The organism is Carnobacteriaceae bacterium zg-84, from assembly GCA_013874835.1.
In the GTDB taxonomy this organism is placed as follows: Bacteria; Bacillota; Bacilli; order Lactobacillales; family Aerococcaceae; genus WM01.
The window spans coordinates 1,661,440-1,679,106 of sequence record CP059430.1; the positions used below are offsets into that span (position 1 = coordinate 1,661,440).

The 17,667-nt window shown below is 34.8% G+C and carries 16 protein-coding genes and 1 other annotated feature; of the genes, 1 reads left to right on the forward strand and 15 read right to left on the reverse strand.

Going from position 1 to position 17,667, the window contains the following annotated elements; genetic code table 11:
- Positions 1–85: 85 nt before the first annotated feature.
- The 5 genes from H1220_07870 to H1220_07890 all read right to left on the reverse strand — a co-directional run bounded on the left by H1220_07870 (position 86) and on the right by H1220_07890 (position 5,085).
- Positions 86–1,123 (reverse strand): galactose mutarotase, encoded by a 1,038-nt coding sequence (locus H1220_07870; protein ID QMI85594.1) that lies wholly within the window; start codon positions 1,121–1,123, stop codon positions 86–88.
- On the reverse strand, positions 1,124–2,572 hold the full coding sequence (galT, locus tag H1220_07875) for a UDP-glucose--hexose-1-phosphate uridylyltransferase (protein QMI85595.1): 1,449 nt from the start codon (positions 2,570–2,572) through the stop codon (positions 1,124–1,126). It lies immediately after the preceding gene.
- A gap of 64 nt (positions 2,573–2,636) precedes the next feature.
- On the reverse strand, positions 2,637–3,800 hold the full coding sequence (locus H1220_07880; protein ID QMI85596.1) for a galactokinase: 1,164 nt from the start codon (positions 3,798–3,800) through the stop codon (positions 2,637–2,639).
- A gap of 101 nt (positions 3,801–3,901) precedes the next feature.
- A complete protein-coding gene (gene xpt / locus H1220_07885) occupies positions 3,902–4,474 on the reverse strand; it encodes a xanthine phosphoribosyltransferase (GenBank protein QMI85597.1) in 573 nt (190 codons plus the stop codon).
- A 17-nt stretch (positions 4,475–4,491) separates the two neighbouring features.
- On the reverse strand, positions 4,492–5,085 hold the full coding sequence (locus H1220_07890; GenBank protein ID QMI85598.1) for a DNA-3-methyladenine glycosylase I: 594 nt from the start codon (positions 5,083–5,085) through the stop codon (positions 4,492–4,494).
- A gap of 91 nt (positions 5,086–5,176) precedes the next feature.
- Between H1220_07890 and upp the strand changes: the two genes are divergently transcribed.
- Positions 5,177–5,812: a uracil phosphoribosyltransferase gene (gene upp / locus H1220_07895; protein QMI85599.1), complete on the forward strand. Its 636-nt coding sequence runs from the start codon at positions 5,177–5,179 to the stop codon at positions 5,810–5,812.
- Between the two features lie 45 nt (positions 5,813–5,857).
- On the opposite strand, the gene srtB is transcribed toward upp, so the two are convergent.
- The 10 genes from srtB to H1220_07945 form a co-directional block, all read right to left on the reverse strand.
- On the reverse strand, positions 5,858–6,697 hold the full coding sequence (srtB, locus tag H1220_07900) for a class B sortase (protein QMI86693.1): 840 nt from the start codon (positions 6,695–6,697) through the stop codon (positions 5,858–5,860).
- A 367-nt stretch (positions 6,698–7,064) separates the two neighbouring features.
- Positions 7,065–7,496, reverse strand: coding sequence for a GNAT family N-acetyltransferase (locus H1220_07905; protein ID QMI85600.1), 432 nt, complete (start codon positions 7,494–7,496; stop codon positions 7,065–7,067).
- 176 nt (positions 7,497–7,672) lie between these two features.
- Positions 7,673–9,613: a threonine--tRNA ligase gene (gene thrS / locus H1220_07910; GenBank protein QMI85601.1), complete on the reverse strand. Its 1,941-nt coding sequence runs from the start codon at positions 9,611–9,613 to the stop codon at positions 7,673–7,675.
- A 59-nt stretch (positions 9,614–9,672) separates the two neighbouring features.
- Positions 9,673–9,870, reverse strand: a binding site (T-box leader).
- Positions 9,871–9,930: 60 nt separating this feature from the next.
- Positions 9,931–11,520: an amidohydrolase family protein gene (locus H1220_07915; GenBank protein QMI85602.1), complete on the reverse strand. Its 1,590-nt coding sequence runs from the start codon at positions 11,518–11,520 to the stop codon at positions 9,931–9,933.
- The gene (locus tag H1220_07920) at positions 11,520–12,611 is read right to left on the reverse strand and encodes a spermidine/putrescine ABC transporter substrate-binding protein (protein QMI85603.1); all 1,092 of its coding nucleotides are present in this window, start codon (positions 12,609–12,611) and stop codon (positions 11,520–11,522) included. The genes H1220_07915 and H1220_07920 overlap by 1 nt, the downstream gene beginning before the upstream one ends.
- Positions 12,612–12,994: 383 nt before the next feature.
- Positions 12,995–13,468, reverse strand: a complete 474-nt coding sequence (locus H1220_07925) for a nucleoside deaminase (GenBank protein ID QMI85604.1) — start codon at positions 13,466–13,468, stop codon at positions 12,995–12,997.
- The gene (locus H1220_07930; GenBank protein QMI85605.1) at positions 13,468–14,334 is read right to left on the reverse strand and encodes a YitT family protein; all 867 of its coding nucleotides are present in this window, start codon (positions 14,332–14,334) and stop codon (positions 13,468–13,470) included. Before H1220_07930 ends, H1220_07925 begins: the two co-directional genes overlap by 1 nt.
- Entirely contained in the window at positions 14,315–15,451 is a 1,137-nt protein-coding gene (locus H1220_07935) for a nucleotidyltransferase family protein (GenBank protein ID QMI85606.1), read from the reverse strand. Before H1220_07935 ends, H1220_07930 begins: the two co-directional genes overlap by 20 nt.
- Positions 15,452–15,522: 71 nt before the next feature.
- The gene (ftsY, locus tag H1220_07940; protein ID QMI85607.1) at positions 15,523–16,551 is read right to left on the reverse strand and encodes a signal recognition particle-docking protein FtsY; all 1,029 of its coding nucleotides are present in this window, start codon (positions 16,549–16,551) and stop codon (positions 15,523–15,525) included.
- A gap of 2 nt (positions 16,552–16,553) precedes the next feature.
- Entirely contained in the window at positions 16,554–17,372 is an 819-nt protein-coding gene (locus H1220_07945) for an HAD family phosphatase (protein QMI85608.1), read from the reverse strand.
- Positions 17,373–17,667 lie beyond the last annotated feature (295 nt).

Here is a 17,667-nt window from a genome sequence, read left to right on the forward strand (position 1 = left end):
AATATTCGTGTTTTTAGATAAAAAAACAGAAAATAAAAACAACGTGTAAAAAAGTCATCTCTCATTACACGTTATTTATCTATTTTTAATACACACAAGGCGTATACGTCGTTTCTGATTCAAACGTATGCCCTAAACGTAAAATAGTATCTCCAAAAGACTTTTGATTGATAGCATCAGGTAATATTTGTGTTTCAATCGCAATACCTACATGCTCTACAGGTTTTTTACCTCCAAAGAACGTCTTATCATCATAGCCATTTGCTGTATATACAACCATTGCAGGTGAGGTTGTTTCAATTATAAGTTGTCTGCCTGTTTGTTCACAAGAAATAATACCAGCTACCCTTTCTAATGGATTTAATACAAACGCATGATCTAATCCTCCAGCAGCTTGAATTTGAGGGTGTTTACTTTTAAAAATGACGCTCAAATTTCCCCCTTTTTGTAACGCTTTTAAAAAATCTGCATCTCTATCTATTTTACCAGTTGGAATTTGTACATCATTTAGTTCTGTATATCCCGTAGCATTCACTGTCAAGTGATGATTGCTAACACCAATATCTAATCGTCCATTTAAATTAAAATAACTATGATTCGTTGGATTCACTAAAGTATCTGTATCTGTTTTTACAACATAGCGGATACGCCACTGCCCATCTTCAAATATGCGATAGTGAATCCATGTACGTAATTCTCCAGGATACCCACCCGTATTGCGTTGACGGTGTAAATAAAAAACAACTTCATCATCGCACACTTGAACGGCTTTAAACATGGCACTATCAAAACCTGTACTTCCTCCATGTAAATGGTTACCATTGTTATTTTTAGGTAAATGATACACCATACCATTCAGTTTAAACTCTCCATTGGCAATACGCCCTGCCACTGGACCTATTGCTGCACCAAGTTTCATAGCGTTGTCAATATATTCCTCAAATGTATCATAGCGTACAACAACATTTTCAAACACACCATTTCTATCCGGCATAGTATACTCTAAAACAGTTGCACCATACGACATCACACTAAGTCGATGCCCTTTTTTTGTTTCCAATGTATAGACATCTACTGGTTCACCATTTATTTCTCCAATAACTGCTTTTTTAAAAGGTTTCATTTATGACCTCCTTATTTCTTCTATAAATCGATAAAATGCCTCCTGCCCGACTACTGTTTGCTTAAAGACACCAGCATCTTCTAAAACACGTTCAAATACTTGTCCAACACCTTGCTCAACCGATATTCCTTTATCTTTCAATAACATTGCCCAGTCCGTATGAATTGGATTGACACATACATCTTTTCCATCCAAATAATCTTGTACCACTTTTAATTCTTCTTTTAATCTTGGTGGTAAAATGGCTAGACCCATTACTTCAATTAAGCCAATATTTTCTTTTTTTATGTGTTGTACATCGGGATGTGGATGGAAAATACCGTCTGGATATTCACTGCTTGTACGATTATTTCTAAGAACAATATCCAGCTCATACATGTTGTTTTTATACCGTGCGATTGGTGTGACGGTATTATGCGGTACACCATTTGTACTTGCTTTTATATCGACTGTTTCATCACTATATGCTTTCCAAACAGATAAAATATGCCCACCTGCATCAATCAATTTGTCGATTGATACATCTTTCAAACGAATAACAGATAAAGGCCAGTGCAATAGTGAGGCTTTTACACCTTTTATCTCCTCGATAGGTATTTCTCTAGCATTATCCATTGGAAACTCATGTCTACCTGCTTGATAATGGTCATGCGATAAAATTGAACCTCCCACAATTGGCAAACCTGCATTTGAACCCACAAAATAATGCGGAAATATTTCTACAATATGCAATAAATTCGCCAAACACGTCTTATTCACATTCATCGGACGTACCTCTTGACTTAAAAAAATACTGTGCTCATTAAAATAAGCATACGGAGAATACTGGAATCCCCATTTATCCTCTCCTAAACATAAGCGAATAATACGATGATTACTTCGTGCAGGATGATTTATTCGTCCATAGTATCCCTCATTTGTCATCGTTAATTGCGACTCGGGATAAGTCACTTGCGTCATCTGTCTGGCTTTTGCAATATCTTTAGGGTCTTTTTCTGGCTTAGATAAGTTAATCGTTATTTCCAATGTGCCGTATCGACTGTCATGAGAAAATGATATATTTTTTTGGATAGCCCTTGTTTTTATATAATCATTATCTTGACTTAACTGGAAAAAATAACGTGTTGCTAATTCTTTAGACTGCATATATTTATCCCAAAAAACATGATTGACAACAGACGGTAGCGGGGTTATGACTGACATAATCTCTGCTTCTAACTGTTCTTTTTGTGCTAATGATGTATCAATAACACCTCTTTTTATCGCATCTTCAACGAATTTATCCAAAAGCTCTTGATAAGACATGTCTAAAAGCACATCATGCATTGGCTCATAAGCATCTTTTTGCAATACATGTAATAAACGGTTCGTTTGAACCACTTCATCTAATCGGTCAATGTAATTGTCTTGAACAGCTTTTTTTATAAATTTATTGATATACACATCCATATTCATATCTCCTTTTACACAACTACAAGAACTCAAAAGACGACTATCTTTTGAGTTCGTACGATTATTGTTTTAGTGCAGCCCCATTACTAATTTCTGCAATGTAAAAGGAAGGTTTATATCCAATTTCTTTCACATATACGTCTTCAACAGCTTGTTGAAAAGCATCTACTTTATCTTTTTGAACAATGGCAATCGCACAACCTCCAAAACCTGCTCCAGTCATTCTTGCACCGATTACGCCTTCTTGTTCCCATGCTGTATGAACCAATGTATCCAACTCTTTACCCGTTACTTCATAATCTAATTCTGTGGATAAATGCGACTGTTTCATCAATTCTCCAAACCCAACTAAATCCCCTGCTCTTAATTTTTCAGTAGCTTCAATAGTTCGTTGATTTTCACTTACTGCGTGTCTTGCACGTTTTACTAATACTTCAGATGATAGAACATCTTTATTTGCTTCAAAAATATCTATCGTTAAATCTGCCAATGTTTGAATTGATACCCGTGTTTGCAATTCTTTTAACGCTTGTCTTGTTTCATTGAAACGTTCGTTGTATTTAGAATCTGCCAATTCACGACGTTTATTCGTATTCATGATGACAATGACATTATCTTTTAAGTCCACTGGTACTAATGTATACTCAAGTGTTTGGCAATCTAATCTTATTGCATGATTTTCTTTACCCATACCTACAGCAAATTGATCCATAATACCCGATTGAACACCGATAAAATCATTTTCTACTTTTTTGCCCAATTTCACTAAGTCAATCATCTCAATATCTAATTGATATAACCCTTTAAAAATAACACCAATCAACAATTCAAACGATGCTGATGACGATAACCCTGAACCATTTGGAATATTTCCATAAAAGACGATATTGGCACCTGTGCGAATAGTATATCCTGCTTCTTTTAAGTATAAAATCATACCTTTAACGTAGTTTGTCCATGTATATGTTGTCGAATGTGTTAAATCCGTCGAATCACATTCAACAACACCGTCTGCTGAAAAATTTTCGGAATACAACATTAACTTTGTGTCTTCTCTTTTACTCGCGACAGCGTATGTACCCAATGTAATCGCACAAGGAAAAACATATCCTCCATTATAATCGGTATGTTCACCAATCAGATTGATACGTCCCGGAGCAAAAAAATTATGATGCTCTTTTGTATGAAATAATGTTTCAAATTTACTTTCTAAAGTATTAAACATTCAGAAACCCCTCCTTAATATATTAAGTTACCTACATGTTAACGCTTCCTATAAAAATAATCAATAAAAAACTACGTATTTCTAAAGAAATACGTAGTTTTTTACAAAAATGTAATACTTTCATCTTCTAAAGAGGCAATACGGCATAAAGAATATACATCAAACCCTGCTTCTTCTAGTTTTTGACGACCATCTTGAAATGCTTTTTCAATCAAAATACCTACACCCACTGTTTCAGCACCTGCTTGCTTGACAATATCGTCTAATCCGAGAACAGCTCCACCATTTGCTAGAAAGTCATCAATAATTAACACCTTGTCGCCTTTACTTAAATACTCCTTCGATAAAATAACTTTACTCGTCATATTCTTTGTGTAACTATAAATTTCTGTACTATATAAAGTATCTTTCGTCAAAGTAGTTGGCAATGTTTTTTTAGCAAATACCATTGGGACACCAAATGATAGTGCAGTCATAATAGCAGGAGCAATACCACTTGCTTCAATCGTTAATACTTTTGTCACGCCTGTTTCTTTAAAATGTTCAAAAAAAGTATCGCCTGCTTGTTTCATCAATGGGGCATCAATTTGATGATTAACAAATGAATCTACTTTTAACACATTATTCGGATATACTTTTCCATACTTTAACACCATTTGCTTTAATAGTTCCATGTTGATATACTCCATTTTTATTGTTTTTTAAGGTTAATTCTATCATATTTTTTCAACGAATAACAAGGACAACTTGTTAGATGATCGTTAATCATTCCACTCGCTTGTAAAAAGGAATAAATGATTTTTGTCCCGATAAATTTAAATCCTCGTTTTTTCAACTCTTTACTAATTTTATCGGATAAAGATGAAAAGCAAGGAACTTGTTCAATAGTTGCCCATTTATTTTGGATAGGTTGATAATCGACAAATTTCCAAATATAGCGTGCGAATGAACCGTAATCTTTTTGTATTTGTAGAAAACATTGTGCATTTGTTCTAATTGCATAAATTTTTAGTTTATTTCGTATCAAACGTGTGTCTTGCAGAAGCATATCTAATTGTTCATCTGTATACATCGCCAATTTATGATAATCAAATTGCTCAAGTATTTGTCGCATATTTTCACGTCTTTTTAAAATTAAATGCCAACTCAACCCTGCCTGCATTCCCTCTAATATCAACAATTCAAACAATTCTTGATCATCTGTTTTCGGTATTCCCCACTCTGTGTCATGATAGACTTTTTCAAGTGTGCTGTGCAATGCCCAATCGCATATTGTCATGTTCATCTCTCCTTTTAACTATACTATAAAAAATACTGGAAAAAATCAAAAATTTCATATAGAATGGAACAAGTATAAGAAAAGAGAGGTCAGTACAATGGGTAAATTTATGGTATTGGATCATCCGTTAATTCAACACAAATTAACAATGATTCGTGAAAAAGATTGTGGAACAAAAGTGTTCAGAGAGGTTGTTAATGAAATTTCAATGTTAATGGCTTATGAAGTATCTCGTGAATTGCCATTAGAGGACATTGAAATTGAAACACCTTTAGTGAAAACTGTTCAAAAAACATTATCAGGTAAAAAAGTTGCTGTTGTGCCTATTTTACGTGCTGGGTTAGGTATGGTAGACGGTATTTTAGAACTTATCCCTGCTGCAAAAGTAGGACATGTTGGGATGTACCGTGATCATGATACTTTGGAGCCAGTTGAATACTTTGTAAAACTACCATCTGATATTGCGGAACGTCAATTATTCGTTGTAGACCCAATGTTAGCAACAGGGGGCTCTGCCGTAGCTGCGATTGATGCATTATTAAAACGTGGTGCTCAACCATCCTCTATTAAATTCGTTTGTTTAGTAGCTGCACCAGAAGGTGTTGCTGTATTAAGAAGTGCACATCCAGGTATTGATATTTATACAGCTTGTTTAGATGAACGTTTAAACGAAAATGGTTATATTTTACCAGGTTTAGGCGATGCTGGCGACAGATTATTTGGTACAAAATAACACAAATGCACCAAAGCATACACAGTGCTTTGGTGCATTTTTATATTATTCTCTTGTTTTCACATATTTTAATTTCTCTTTGTTTTTCATCAAGAAATCTTGTAATTCATCTTCGGGTATTTGTCGTACATATAAATTGGCACGTAATGTATCATCTTCTTCTCGGCATGTTGATAAAACCATGTATTTATCACTTGCTTTAATTTGAATAGATTCATTTTTTACTTGTGCATCTTTTTTAATTTGTTCTAATTGTGTTAAAAAATCATCATCGTCTTTAAATGTTGTACGATAAAATGCTGTTGTTTCTGGTACAATGACCATTGCCACTGCTTGATAATATAACTTTTTCTCTGGCGTTTCCACCACAACAAATGGATGTGCATCAAAAAATTCTTGCTTATCATAATAGTTAACATCATTAAACATACGGTTGTCCGGCACTTTACTTCCTCTTGCGTGTGCAAATAACCATGTTAAACGATCACTAAAATCTTTCTGATTATTCGTATCCATAAAAACAGCTCCCAGAAACGGTACTTGTTCTCCTTCGAATGTTTTTTCCAAATATGTAAAATTATCAGAGGTTTGAACAACTGGCTCATCTAATTTTGTTCCAGGCAAATAAAGATACGCAATCACTTCTTTATTCACATTCGCTAACTCTTCAAACTTTTTCTTTAGAAATGCTTTTTCTTCTTCTGTTTGTTTATATACTTGCTTCGTTGTCGTGGTCGTGGTTGTTGTTTCAGGTGCAGGTGCATGTACCGTAGATTGTGAAACAACATAAATCGTCATTGTTAAAATCGTTAATAAAAATACAATAAGAGCTATAATTTTTTTAGACCATTTTGGTTTTGTTTGAGTTTGTTCATCTGTTTCCATACTTTTCATAAAAATCCTCCTTTTGCATTTACAATAATATAGCTACCTAGCTATGAAGTCAACTTTTTCTATTAAAAAGGATTACAAAACAAAAACACCCGTTAAAACGGGTGTTAAAAAAGGGGGAAATATTTATGTTCAAGGCATCAAATAGGGAGAGTTGATGTCCTGACATATTTTTCTTTTCGATATTTATGAGAGATATTCTGAAAAGAAAGTGTTTATTAGGGAATAACAATTTTCATTGTTTTTATTCAAGGTTATCCTTGATTTAAGATAAGTATAAACATACTAGCTTAAAGTAACCTTAAATAAACTCTAAAAAATTATCTATTTCTAATCGTAAAGTACAGAGTAGCAACATATTTTATTTTAATATATGCTGTGTTTTGTAAAAACCAGTAATCGAAATGTCTGAAAATGCACTGAAATAAGGCTGCTTTGAATAAAACGATAAAGCTTTTTTATTTTCAGCACCACTTTCTGTTAATAAAAAGACTTGCTTTTTGTCTTCTGCTCCCTCACATGCTCTTGTTAATAAATATTTCCCTATTCCGTTTCCTTGATATTCTGGAAGCACCAACAAATCTTGTATCACTTCTACATATACGCCGTCGCCTATCGTACGTATTAGACCAACCAATTTATTATTGTCCCATGCTGTAATAACTTGTATTGCTTTGTCCAATAAAATAGATAAATCATCAAATGTATTGGTGTAGGCACACCACCCGACAGATGTATATAGCTGTCTTAATTGCTCATCTGTTATTTCTTTTGTCATACTATATGTAATCATTTTCGTACCCCTTTCATCTCAAATTATGAATGACAGACATTAACATTTACTTTTTCTTATATACTCTTTCGACACCCCCTAATCTAGTTTTTTCATCACGAAATAAATTTAGGTGAAAATAAAATATTTTTATCAAAAAGACCTTGCATACACAAAGTATACAAGGCTTTTCTTGATTATTCAACTGGACGACTAAATTGGCTAATTTCATGTTGTACTTTTGCAATAAAGTCATCAACACTCATGGTCACTGTATCTTTTGAACCATAGCGACGAACAGTGACGGAATGATTTTGCGCTTCTTGATCTCCCACTACTAATTGATATGGGATTTTTTGTGTTTGAGAAGCACGAATTTTATAACCCATTTTCTCATAGCGTAAATCTAGGTCAATACGCATACCAATACGTTGTAATTGTTCTGTTAATTGACGTGCATATTCAGCATGTAAATCAAAATTAACTGGAATAACTGTTGCTTGAACAGGAGCTAACCATGTAGGGAATGCACCTTTATATTCTTCAATTAAGTAGGCAACAAAGCGTTCCATTGTCGATACAACCCCACGGTGAATAACGACTGGACGATGTGTATTTTCTCCATCTTCACCAACATATGTTAAATCAAAACGCTCAGGTAATAAGAAGTCCAACTGAATAGTAGACATTGTTTCTTCTAAGCCCATAGCTGTTTTGAACTGAACGTCTAATTTTGGTCCATAGAAGGCAGCTTCACCAGTTGCTTCAAAATATGTTAATCCTAATTCATCCATTGCTTCTTTTAACATACTTTCTGCTTTGTTCCACATAGCATCATCATCAAAGTATTTTTCTTTATCTTCTGGATCACGATAACTTAGACGGAAACGATAGTCTTTAATGTTAAAATCTTCATATACAGCACGAATTAACTCTAATGTACGTTTAAATTCATCTTTAATTTGGTCTGGACGTACGAACACATGTGCATCGTTTAATGTCATCTCACGTACACGTTGTAAACCAGATAAAGCACCACTTTTCTCATAACGGTGCATCATACCCAATTCAGCAATACGAATTGGTAATTCACGGTAACTATGAATATCGTTTTTATAGACCATCATGTGATGCGGACAGTTCATCGGACGCAATACTAACATCTCTCCATCGCCCATGTCCATTGGAGGAAACATATCATCTTTATAATGTGCCCAGTGACCTGATGTTTTATATAGCTCAACATCAGCCATAACTGGTGTATACACATGTTGGTATCCTAAGCTAATTTCTTTATCCACAATATAACGCTCAACAGCACGACGGATAGTCGCACCTTTTGGTAACCAGAACGGTAGACCTGAACCTACTTTTTGAGACACCATAAACAAGTCTAATTCTTTTCCTAATTTACGGTGATCACGCTCTTTAGCTTCCTCACGCATTTTCAAAAACTCGGCCAAATCTTTTTTGTCAAAAAAGGCTGTTCCATAAACACGTTGCATCATCTTGTTATCAGAATTACCTCTCCAATAAGCACCCGCAAGTGACAATAATTTAAAGACTTGAATGCGACCAGTTGATGGCACATGAATACCACGACATAAATCAATGAAGTTTTCTTGTTGATAGACAGTGATTGTTTCATTGTCTGGTAATGCGTTAATAAGTTCTACTTTATAAGGGTCTTTGGCAAAAATCGTTAAAGCTTCCTCTTTTGTCACAACACGACGCTCGATAGGGAAATTAGCTTTCACAATATTCATCATCTCAGCTTCAACTTTTGGCAATTCATCTTCAGATAATTGCACTTCCATATCTGTGTCATAGTAAAATCCTGTTTCAATGGCAGGACCTACACCAAAATGGATATTTGGGTATAGACGTGTTAAGGCATGTGCTAATAAATGTGCTGTTGAATGACGCAAAATTCCTAATGCATCTTCATGCTCAGGTGTTACCAATTCAATACGACCGTCACTTTCTAAAGGACGATTATAATCAATCAATTCTCCGTTATATTTAGCAGCCAATATTTTTTTAGCTAAACCAGAACTAATTTCTTTGGCAATATTATGAGGTGTTGTGCCTTGCTCGTACTCACGAACAGCACCGTCTGGAAATGTTACTTTAATCATCTTATTCTCCTTTTTCTATTGATAAACACAAAAAATCCCATTTCTAAGCCGGGGCTTAGAAATGGGACGCTATGATACGTGGTTCCACCCATTTTATTCGTCAACAGACGAACACTCATTTGTTGTAACGCAACTAGCGGTTATTTTTCAAAATAACTTTTCAAAAGTGGTAATTCATTAGTTACATAAATCGTTTCACCTAGCCGATTCTCTCTAAAATGCTCACTAATCAATCGTGTCTTTATCAATAAATGTTAATATTATGTTGTTATTAAACCATTTCTTTTCAGAAATTGCAAGTTGTTTCAATCATTTTTTTATATTTTTTGATACACAATGTCACCATTAAGAATGGTTTTAAGAACTTGTACATTTAAAATATCTTGTGGATTTGATAGATGCAATATATTATCACTTAATACGGCTAAATCGGCTCGCTTACCGACGCAAATCGTACCTACATCATCTCGACTAATTGCCGCAGCTGCTCCACTTGTATGTGCTACTAATGCATCAGCAATACTCATTTTTTGATGACTCATTAAAGCCTCTCCCTCTGGTAAACCGTCTGTCGTTTTACGGGCAACAGCATAGTAAAGACTTTCCAATGGTGTCACATCAACAACCACCGGCACATCTGTTCCAAATCCTAATGTTGCCCCAACATCAAGAAAGGTCTGAAATGGGAACATATCCTTTGCTCTGATTGGACCGACTTCTTCATCGAGCGTGTCATATCCTACAAGCAAATGGCTTGGTTGAACAGATAATACTAAATTTGGCTGTGTCACCAATGGTAAATCGGCTAAGTCCATGACTTCTAGATGTTCAACCGTATTATTGCCTTTTAAAAGTGGATATTTTTCTTGTGCTTCTTTTAAATATGTTAATGTGAGCTGAATGGCTTTATCGCCAATGGCGTGAATACGGATTGGGAAACCCTTTTGATTTGCAAGATGAATTAGTCGACGCATCTTTTCAATAGGAATTAAGGGAATACCCACATCATGAGCATGGTAGGGATTGGCATAAGGTTCTTTTAATAACGCTGTATGTGAACTTGTCACACCGTCAAAAAATTGTTTCACACCTGACATTTGGAGCATAGGCGATGTATACTTAGAAGACAGTGTATCCAAGTGCTGTGTTTCCTCACGCATTGCTGGAAAGAAATTGATGCGTACAGTTGCTTGTTGATGTGCATATAAATGTGGATATACTAAATCATCTGGGCTTTCACCAGTTAAAGCAACATCTCCCACAGCCGTTATTCCCATTTGATTTAATTGTTTCATATACATCAAACAATCCTCTGTTGCTGTTTCGTGAAATATTTCCAACACTTTTGCTAAATAATAAATCGCAATCGCTTCTAAAAACACACCTGTTAACACATTGTTCTCATAAAAACGTTCCCCTGTAATCTCTTTCGGTAATGTTTCTGGTGTGATATTTAAAGCATTCATACCAGCTGAGTTTAGCCAAATCGTATGCGCATCTCCTGAAATCAATAAAGTCGGAACATCGTGTGTTGTTGCATCTAATTTCCATCTTGTTGGGTAAACTTGTTGTCCAAAATCACTCGCATACCACCCAATACCAATACGCCACCCATTTTGAATAGGTAATGTTTCTGCTTGTTTAGCAACTTCTTCGGGAGAACGACCAGATACAACTGTTAAGCGTTTGTTATAAACCAAACTTGCCAAGTAAAAATGAACATGTGCATCGATAAAAGACGGAATAATCATTTGGCTACCACAATCAATAATATCGCACCCTCTATCAGTTGGGATAGTTTGTTGATAAACAGCTGTAATATAACCATCTTTTATTTCAATACCACCAGAAAATGTTTCTTTCTTTTCGGTATCAAATATCGCTTTGCTTTTTAAAATATAATGCATTATGATAACTCCATTTTAAAGTTTAAAAATTGTTCATTATAAAATTCTATCCAATGCTTACCTAAATGTTCATAATGTTCCAATTCATTTAATACATCATCTGACGGATAGAACATCGTATCGCTTGTCATTTCCTCAGGTAATAATTCTCTAGCCGCTTGACTTGGTGTTGTATACCCAACATACTCAGCATTTTTAGCTGCATGCTCAGGCTCTAACATAAAGTTAATAAACGCATAAGCACCCTCAATATTTTTTGCTGTATGCGGAATAGCAAAATTATCTGTCCAAACAGCACTACCATCTTTTGGAATAATGTACGTAATGGCTGGATTAGATGCAATAACAGCAGCTGCATCTCCTGAGTAACCAATTCCAATCGCCGCTTCACCCGCAACTAACAAAGGTTTTATCTCATCTGTTAAAACCGCTCGTATATTCGGACTTAATGCAATCAATCGTTGTGTCGCTTCTTTTATTTTCTCTTCATCTTGCGTATTCAATGAATATCCCATACTTTGTAAAGTCAACCCTAACATTTCATGGAAATTGTCCAACACTAAAATATTATTTTTATATTCTGAATCCCATAAATCTTTCCAAGTCGTAATTTTTTCAGCATCGACCATTTCTGTATTGACCATAATACCAATCGTTCCCCAAAAATATGGGATTGTGTATTGATTATCTCTATCAAAATTTTGATTCATCAAGGCAGGAGAAAGTGTTTCTAACCCGATAATTTTAGACTTATCAAGTGGTTTTAATAAGTTTTCTTCTAATAGTTTTGGGACACGTGACTCACTTGGAAAAATAAGATCATACGGTGTACCACCTTGTTTTAATTTAGCTTCCATTGCATCATTAGAATCGAACGTTTCATAAACAACGGAATATCCTGTTTTTTCCTCAAATTCTTTTATTAACTCAGGGTCAATATAATCGCCCCAGTTAAAAATATACAGCGGTTTTTGTGCATCAACTTCTACACCAACAGAAGATGCACGCTCTTGCTCTAAAGCGAATTTCATAAAAAAAAGAATAGACACAGCAGCTAGAATACTACCAAAGAATAATCCTAATTTTTTCATACTAACCCTCTTTCCTATACTATTTTAACGTTCTAAGTATACCTATTTTTAAAAAAATATGCTATCAAAATATAAAGAAATTTTATTTCTTTATACAAAATAAAAAACCTAGTAGACGAAAAAGTAATAGCCACACTACTCATCTTACTAGGAATTGCTAGAGAAATAAGATTATTTCTTAAAATTATTCTACAATACAACATAAATATAAACAAGCAAAAAGAATAAAATGGTAGACAATTCTTTTAAACAAAAAATTAGAAGTAGTAGTATTTTTACTAGATGTACTTTGTACCGAATAGTACGCACTTCAATAAAACGTATCGGGAGAAAAAAATACTTTACCAAAAAATTGTGTTGGGACAAAAACTCCAACACAATTTTTATATATTTATCTGTTTTTTACGTTCTCGTAGTTCTTTAAAAAACCGCTGTAAAAGAGCCTTACACTCTTCTTCTAGTATGCCACTTTCCACCTCGGCTTGATGATTAAACCGACTATCTTGAACTAAATTCATAAAAGTACCGCATGTTCCTGCTTTTGGATCAAAAGCACCAAAGGTTACTTTTTTTAGTCTTGATAAAATAATGGCACCACTGCACATTGGACACGGTTCTAAAGTAACAAATAACTCACACTCTTCTAAACGCCAATTCCCTAAGTGCGCATTTGCTTGACGTATCGCTTTTATTTCTGCATGAAGTGTCGCATCTTGTTCCTTTTCTCGTAAGTTGTATCCTCTACCAATGACCTCACCTTTATACACAACAACAGCACCGATAGGTACTTCATCTAAATCATACGCTTTTTGAGCTTCTTTCAAGGCTTCTCTCATAAAATATTCTTTTTCGGTCATTAGTGTTTCTCCCGATAAAAGTTACCATAAAATTGTTCGGTACTCATCACATTGATAATCGCTTTTGGATCTGAATTTAAAATACCTTTTGTAATTTCTTTTAATTCGTAAGAAGAAATAACGGTATATAAAATATAAATTTTCCGATGCGTATAACCACCAACACCCTCTATACACGACATGCCATGCTTATAGTTCTCAAAATAATAATCCATAATTTTCTCGGGAGTTTCTGTTGTGATTTGTAATGTCAACTGTTCATAACGATGGTGGAAATTTTCCAATGTTTTCGTCGCAACAAATTGGAATAAAATAGAAAAGCCTGCTTGTTCCCAACTACTTGTTAAGGCAAAAACAATTAATAAAATGACATTCCCAACAAACACGTACTCCCAAATAGATTTTCCTTTTTTATTCGACACGTATAATGCGATAAAGTCGGTTCCTCCTGTGGAGCCGTCTGCATATAGTGCTAATGCAATATAAATACCATTCAATGCTCCACCTAATAATACAGCTAACATCACATCGTGCAAGATAGGTTGAAAATGAAAGATACTTAAAAAGAAACTAGATAATACGACTTGAAAAAGAGATAAAAATGCAAATCGTTTACTTAAACCTTTATAACACAAAAATGCAACGACAACATTCAGCACAAGAGAAGAAATATTTAGTGGAATAGGTGTCGGTAAAAACATTTTAGATATATTTTGAATAAGCACAGAAATACCTAAAAAACCACTCGGTAATAAATTAGCGGGTGTTAAAATCGCCTGTAATGTAAACACTTGTAGCAGCGTTGCCGCAGTTAATAAAACGATAGACCTTACATCTTGATAATATTTAAACTTTTTCATTTGCATCTCTTTCTATCCACCTAAAATTTTGTTCAGATTGTTCACATAATGTTTGATATATTTTATCACATGATATTTGTCTATGCCACTTTTCATCATGATTTTTTTTGAATTGTGTAATAAAATCTACGTGCTTTAATTGCTTCATATATCGCGTTCCTACGTTGTTTATCGCCAATACTCGCACACTATCTTGTCGCTCTTGACTTTGTATATTTAGCACAATGTATAAACACAAGCGCTGTACTCTGGCTCTTTTCCAACGCTTATTCATCACCAACTCTACAAAATGCTCATAACTTTCCGCATGATACACGCATTTTTTCAAACGATACTCTATCCCCTCCACCATTTGATACACGCAACGCAATTCCTCTAGTGACTTAGACATAATTATGGTTTGCAGAATAACCCAATATTTATCGTACGCTGTTTTGAGTTGTACTGCATGATTTTGTAACGTGCGATACGATAATTCTGGCACAACACTTATATAGTCCTCATGAGAAAGCACTTTTTGACGAATTGCTGTGCCACTTGCAAAACAAGAATTGCTTTCCACTTGAGTATCATAGTGCTGGGCAGACGTGCGTATAATTGGTAATAACTGCATCGAATAGTCATGCTTTATAATTGCTTTCATATAAGATAGTGCCAACTGATTATTAGGCGTTGATATAAGTGTTGCCATTTCAGTAGGAAATAGTTGCGATAAATACATCAGCACTTGCGTATGATAAGACTGTGTAAAATCCTTTTCTGGTAGATTCATTAATGCTTCAGCAATTTCTTGAAACGCTTGAGATGTTCCACTTTCTACTCCACATGATATAAACTGACACTGTAATTTATGAGCTATTCTCACAGCATTTTCAGCAAAAAAATCTGCAGATTGAACAGCCTCAACTGTTGGTAATTCAACAACCATATCAACCCCATGAGATAAGGCTAATTTTGCTCTATTCCACTTATTTAAAATCGCTAAATCGCCTCTTTGCGTAAAATTCCCACTCATAACAGCAATCATCACGTCAGCTTGACTATGCTCTCTTGCTTGTTGAATATGCCAAGCATGCCCATTATGAAAAGGATTATATTCTGCAATAATCGCACATGCTCTCACACAATTCCTCCTATTTATCAATACTGGCTGTGTGACAAAGGGACACACCCTTTGTCACACAGCCTCCTGATTTATTCATATTGTTTGTCAATCAAATCTTTAACTAAACCATACATATACTCATCGGGTGCAAATTCTCTTAAGTCCTCTACACCTTCTCCAAGACCAACAAATTTAACAGGAATATCTAACTCATGACGAATGGCTAGTACAACGCCACCTTTGGCTGTTCCGTCTAATTTTGTCAATACTAAACCTGTGATATTCGTTGTTTCATTGAACTGTTTCGCTTGAATTAAGGCATTTTGTCCTGTTGTCGCATCTAGGACGAGTAAAACCTCCTGTGCTCCACCTGGGATTTCACGAGAAATAATACGTTTGATTTTTTCCAACTCGTTCATTAAATTTACTTTATTTTGTAAACGTCCTGCCGTATCGACTAATAAATAATCGACATGCTCCTCTTTGGCTTTTTTGATTGCATCAAAAACAACAGACGCAGGATCTCCACCCATATCTCCTTCAACTACGGGAACACCAATACGCTCTCCCCACACACCGATTTGTTCAATCGCACCTGCACGGAACGTATCGCCAGCAGCTAATAGCACTTTATTCCCCTCTTTTTGTAATTTAGAAGCTAATTTACCAATTGTTGTTGTTTTCCCAACTCCATTAACACCCACAAATAAAATAACAGTTAAATCATCTGCACTTTTCGCCAATTTAGATGACACTTGTTCTCCTTTTTCATAAATGGCTACTAAATGTCTGACAATGGCTTTTTTGACAGCTTCTGGATTTTTTGCTTGCCATACAGCTTCGTCTTCACGTAATGCGTCCGTTAAAGCAATCGTCATATCAAAGCCTACGTCAGCCGTTATAAACACTTCTTCCAATTCATCAAAGAAATCTTCATCAACACCTTTAAAGCTAGAAAACAAGTCATTGATACGCTCTGAAAAACTGCGTCTTGTTTTCTCCATTCCCTTATCATATTGCTCAAAAATAATTTTCTTTTCTTCTTGTTGCGTATCTTGTTGAATGAGTGTTTCATCTTCTCCCGTAAACGCACGTTTTATTCGATCAAAAAATCCCATGATTATTCTCCTTTATGCAACACATACAATTCAATGGCTTTTGCCACACCGTCTGCGTCATTTGTATCTGTTATATATTTGGCAGCATTTTTAACATCTTGTGTCGCATTTCCCATTGCAACACCATATCCGGCATACGTCAACATTGCCAAATCATTTTCTTCATCACCACAAGCCAAAACTTCTTCAGCTTTTATATTTAAAAGCTCACATAAACATTTCAGCCCATATCCTTTATCAACGTCTTTAGGCAAAATTTCTAACAAAATTGGACGAGATTTCAATAATGTGTAGTCATTTTTAAAAGTTTCTGGCAATACAGCTATTTTACTATCTAATACATCTTGTGGACAGCAAGACACAACTTTATTAAACATGTGGTCTGCATCAAAACTGTCTATATCTCTATGCTCAAACAACAGATTATTGATAATATCTGGATAAAGCGAACGATTATGTGGTGGATAAATTGGTTCATACACTTTTTCTAAGTCAATAGCATTTATCGGTAATCCTACGGAAAAACACACATCATAAATATGCTCCACATCTGCTTTTGTGTGAGCTTTTTGTGCGAGTATTTCCTCCGTTTCCGTCACTTGCACTAAACCACCGTTAAACGTAATGCAATGGTCATGCTCTGATATCAAATCTAGTTCCTCTAAAAATGCTCGAATACCCATAATTGGTCGGCCTGTGCACAATACAATTTTTATGCCCTGTTCTTTTGCTTGTTTTATCACTTCTTTATTTCTTTGACTAATCGTTTTATCACTTGTTAATAAGGTGCCGTCTAAATCTATTGCTATTAGTTTTATCATTGTCTACCTCCATTTAGAAATCCCTTATATTATAGCAAAAAAAGAGCCTTTGTTCTACTTACTAATCATTTCTCTTATACAACACTGTAAAAACAAAAGCAGCTCGACACCGAGATGCCAACAATAATATGCTATCTACCGTTAGGGGCTTACTTTCTTATTTTATTTTTTGATAAATGATTTCGATGATAATCTAGACTTACTTTTTGCCCCAACAAATAAATCGGGTAGGGAATGCCTAAATCTCACGAAGGCTTATGTTACACGATATGGCATGTCAAAGGGACTATTCTTT

Excerpts from the sequence above, each read along its gene's own strand:
- H1220_07870 (QMI85594.1), bottom strand. The coding sequence starts at position 1,123 with ATGAAACCTTTTAAAAAAGCAGTTATTGGAGAAATAAATGGTGAACCA.
- galT (QMI85595.1), bottom strand. The coding sequence starts at position 2,572 with ATGGATGTGTATATCAATAAATTTATAAAAAAAGCTGTTCAAGACAAT.
- H1220_07880 (QMI85596.1), bottom strand. The coding sequence starts at position 3,800 with ATGTTTAATACTTTAGAAAGTAAATTTGAAACATTATTTCATACAAAA.
- xpt (QMI85597.1), bottom strand. The coding sequence starts at position 4,474 with ATGGAACTATTAAAGCAAATGGTGTTAAAGTATGGAAAAGTATATCCG.
- H1220_07890 (QMI85598.1), bottom strand. The coding sequence starts at position 5,085 with ATGAACATGACAATATGCGATTGGGCATTGCACAGCACACTTGAAAAA.
- upp (QMI85599.1), top strand. The coding sequence starts at position 5,177 with ATGGGTAAATTTATGGTATTGGATCATCCGTTAATTCAACACAAATTA.
- srtB (QMI86693.1), bottom strand. The coding sequence starts at position 6,697 with ATGGAAACAGATGAACAAACTCAAACAAAACCAAAATGGTCTAAAAAA.
- H1220_07905 (QMI85600.1), bottom strand. The coding sequence starts at position 7,496 with ATGATTACATATAGTATGACAAAAGAAATAACAGATGAGCAATTAAGA.
- thrS (QMI85601.1), bottom strand. The coding sequence starts at position 9,613 with ATGATTAAAGTAACATTTCCAGACGGTGCTGTTCGTGAGTACGAGCAA.
- H1220_07915 (QMI85602.1), bottom strand. The coding sequence starts at position 11,520 with ATGCATTATATTTTAAAAAGCAAAGCGATATTTGATACCGAAAAGAAA.
- H1220_07920 (QMI85603.1), bottom strand. The coding sequence starts at position 12,611 with ATGAAAAAATTAGGATTATTCTTTGGTAGTATTCTAGCTGCTGTGTCT.
- H1220_07925 (QMI85604.1), bottom strand. The coding sequence starts at position 13,468 with ATGACCGAAAAAGAATATTTTATGAGAGAAGCCTTGAAAGAAGCTCAA.
- H1220_07930 (QMI85605.1), bottom strand. The coding sequence starts at position 14,334 with ATGCAAATGAAAAAGTTTAAATATTATCAAGATGTAAGGTCTATCGTT.
- ftsY (QMI85607.1), bottom strand. The coding sequence starts at position 16,551 with ATGGGATTTTTTGATCGAATAAAACGTGCGTTTACGGGAGAAGATGAA.
- H1220_07945 (QMI85608.1), bottom strand. The coding sequence starts at position 17,372 with ATGATAAAACTAATAGCAATAGATTTAGACGGCACCTTATTAACAAGT.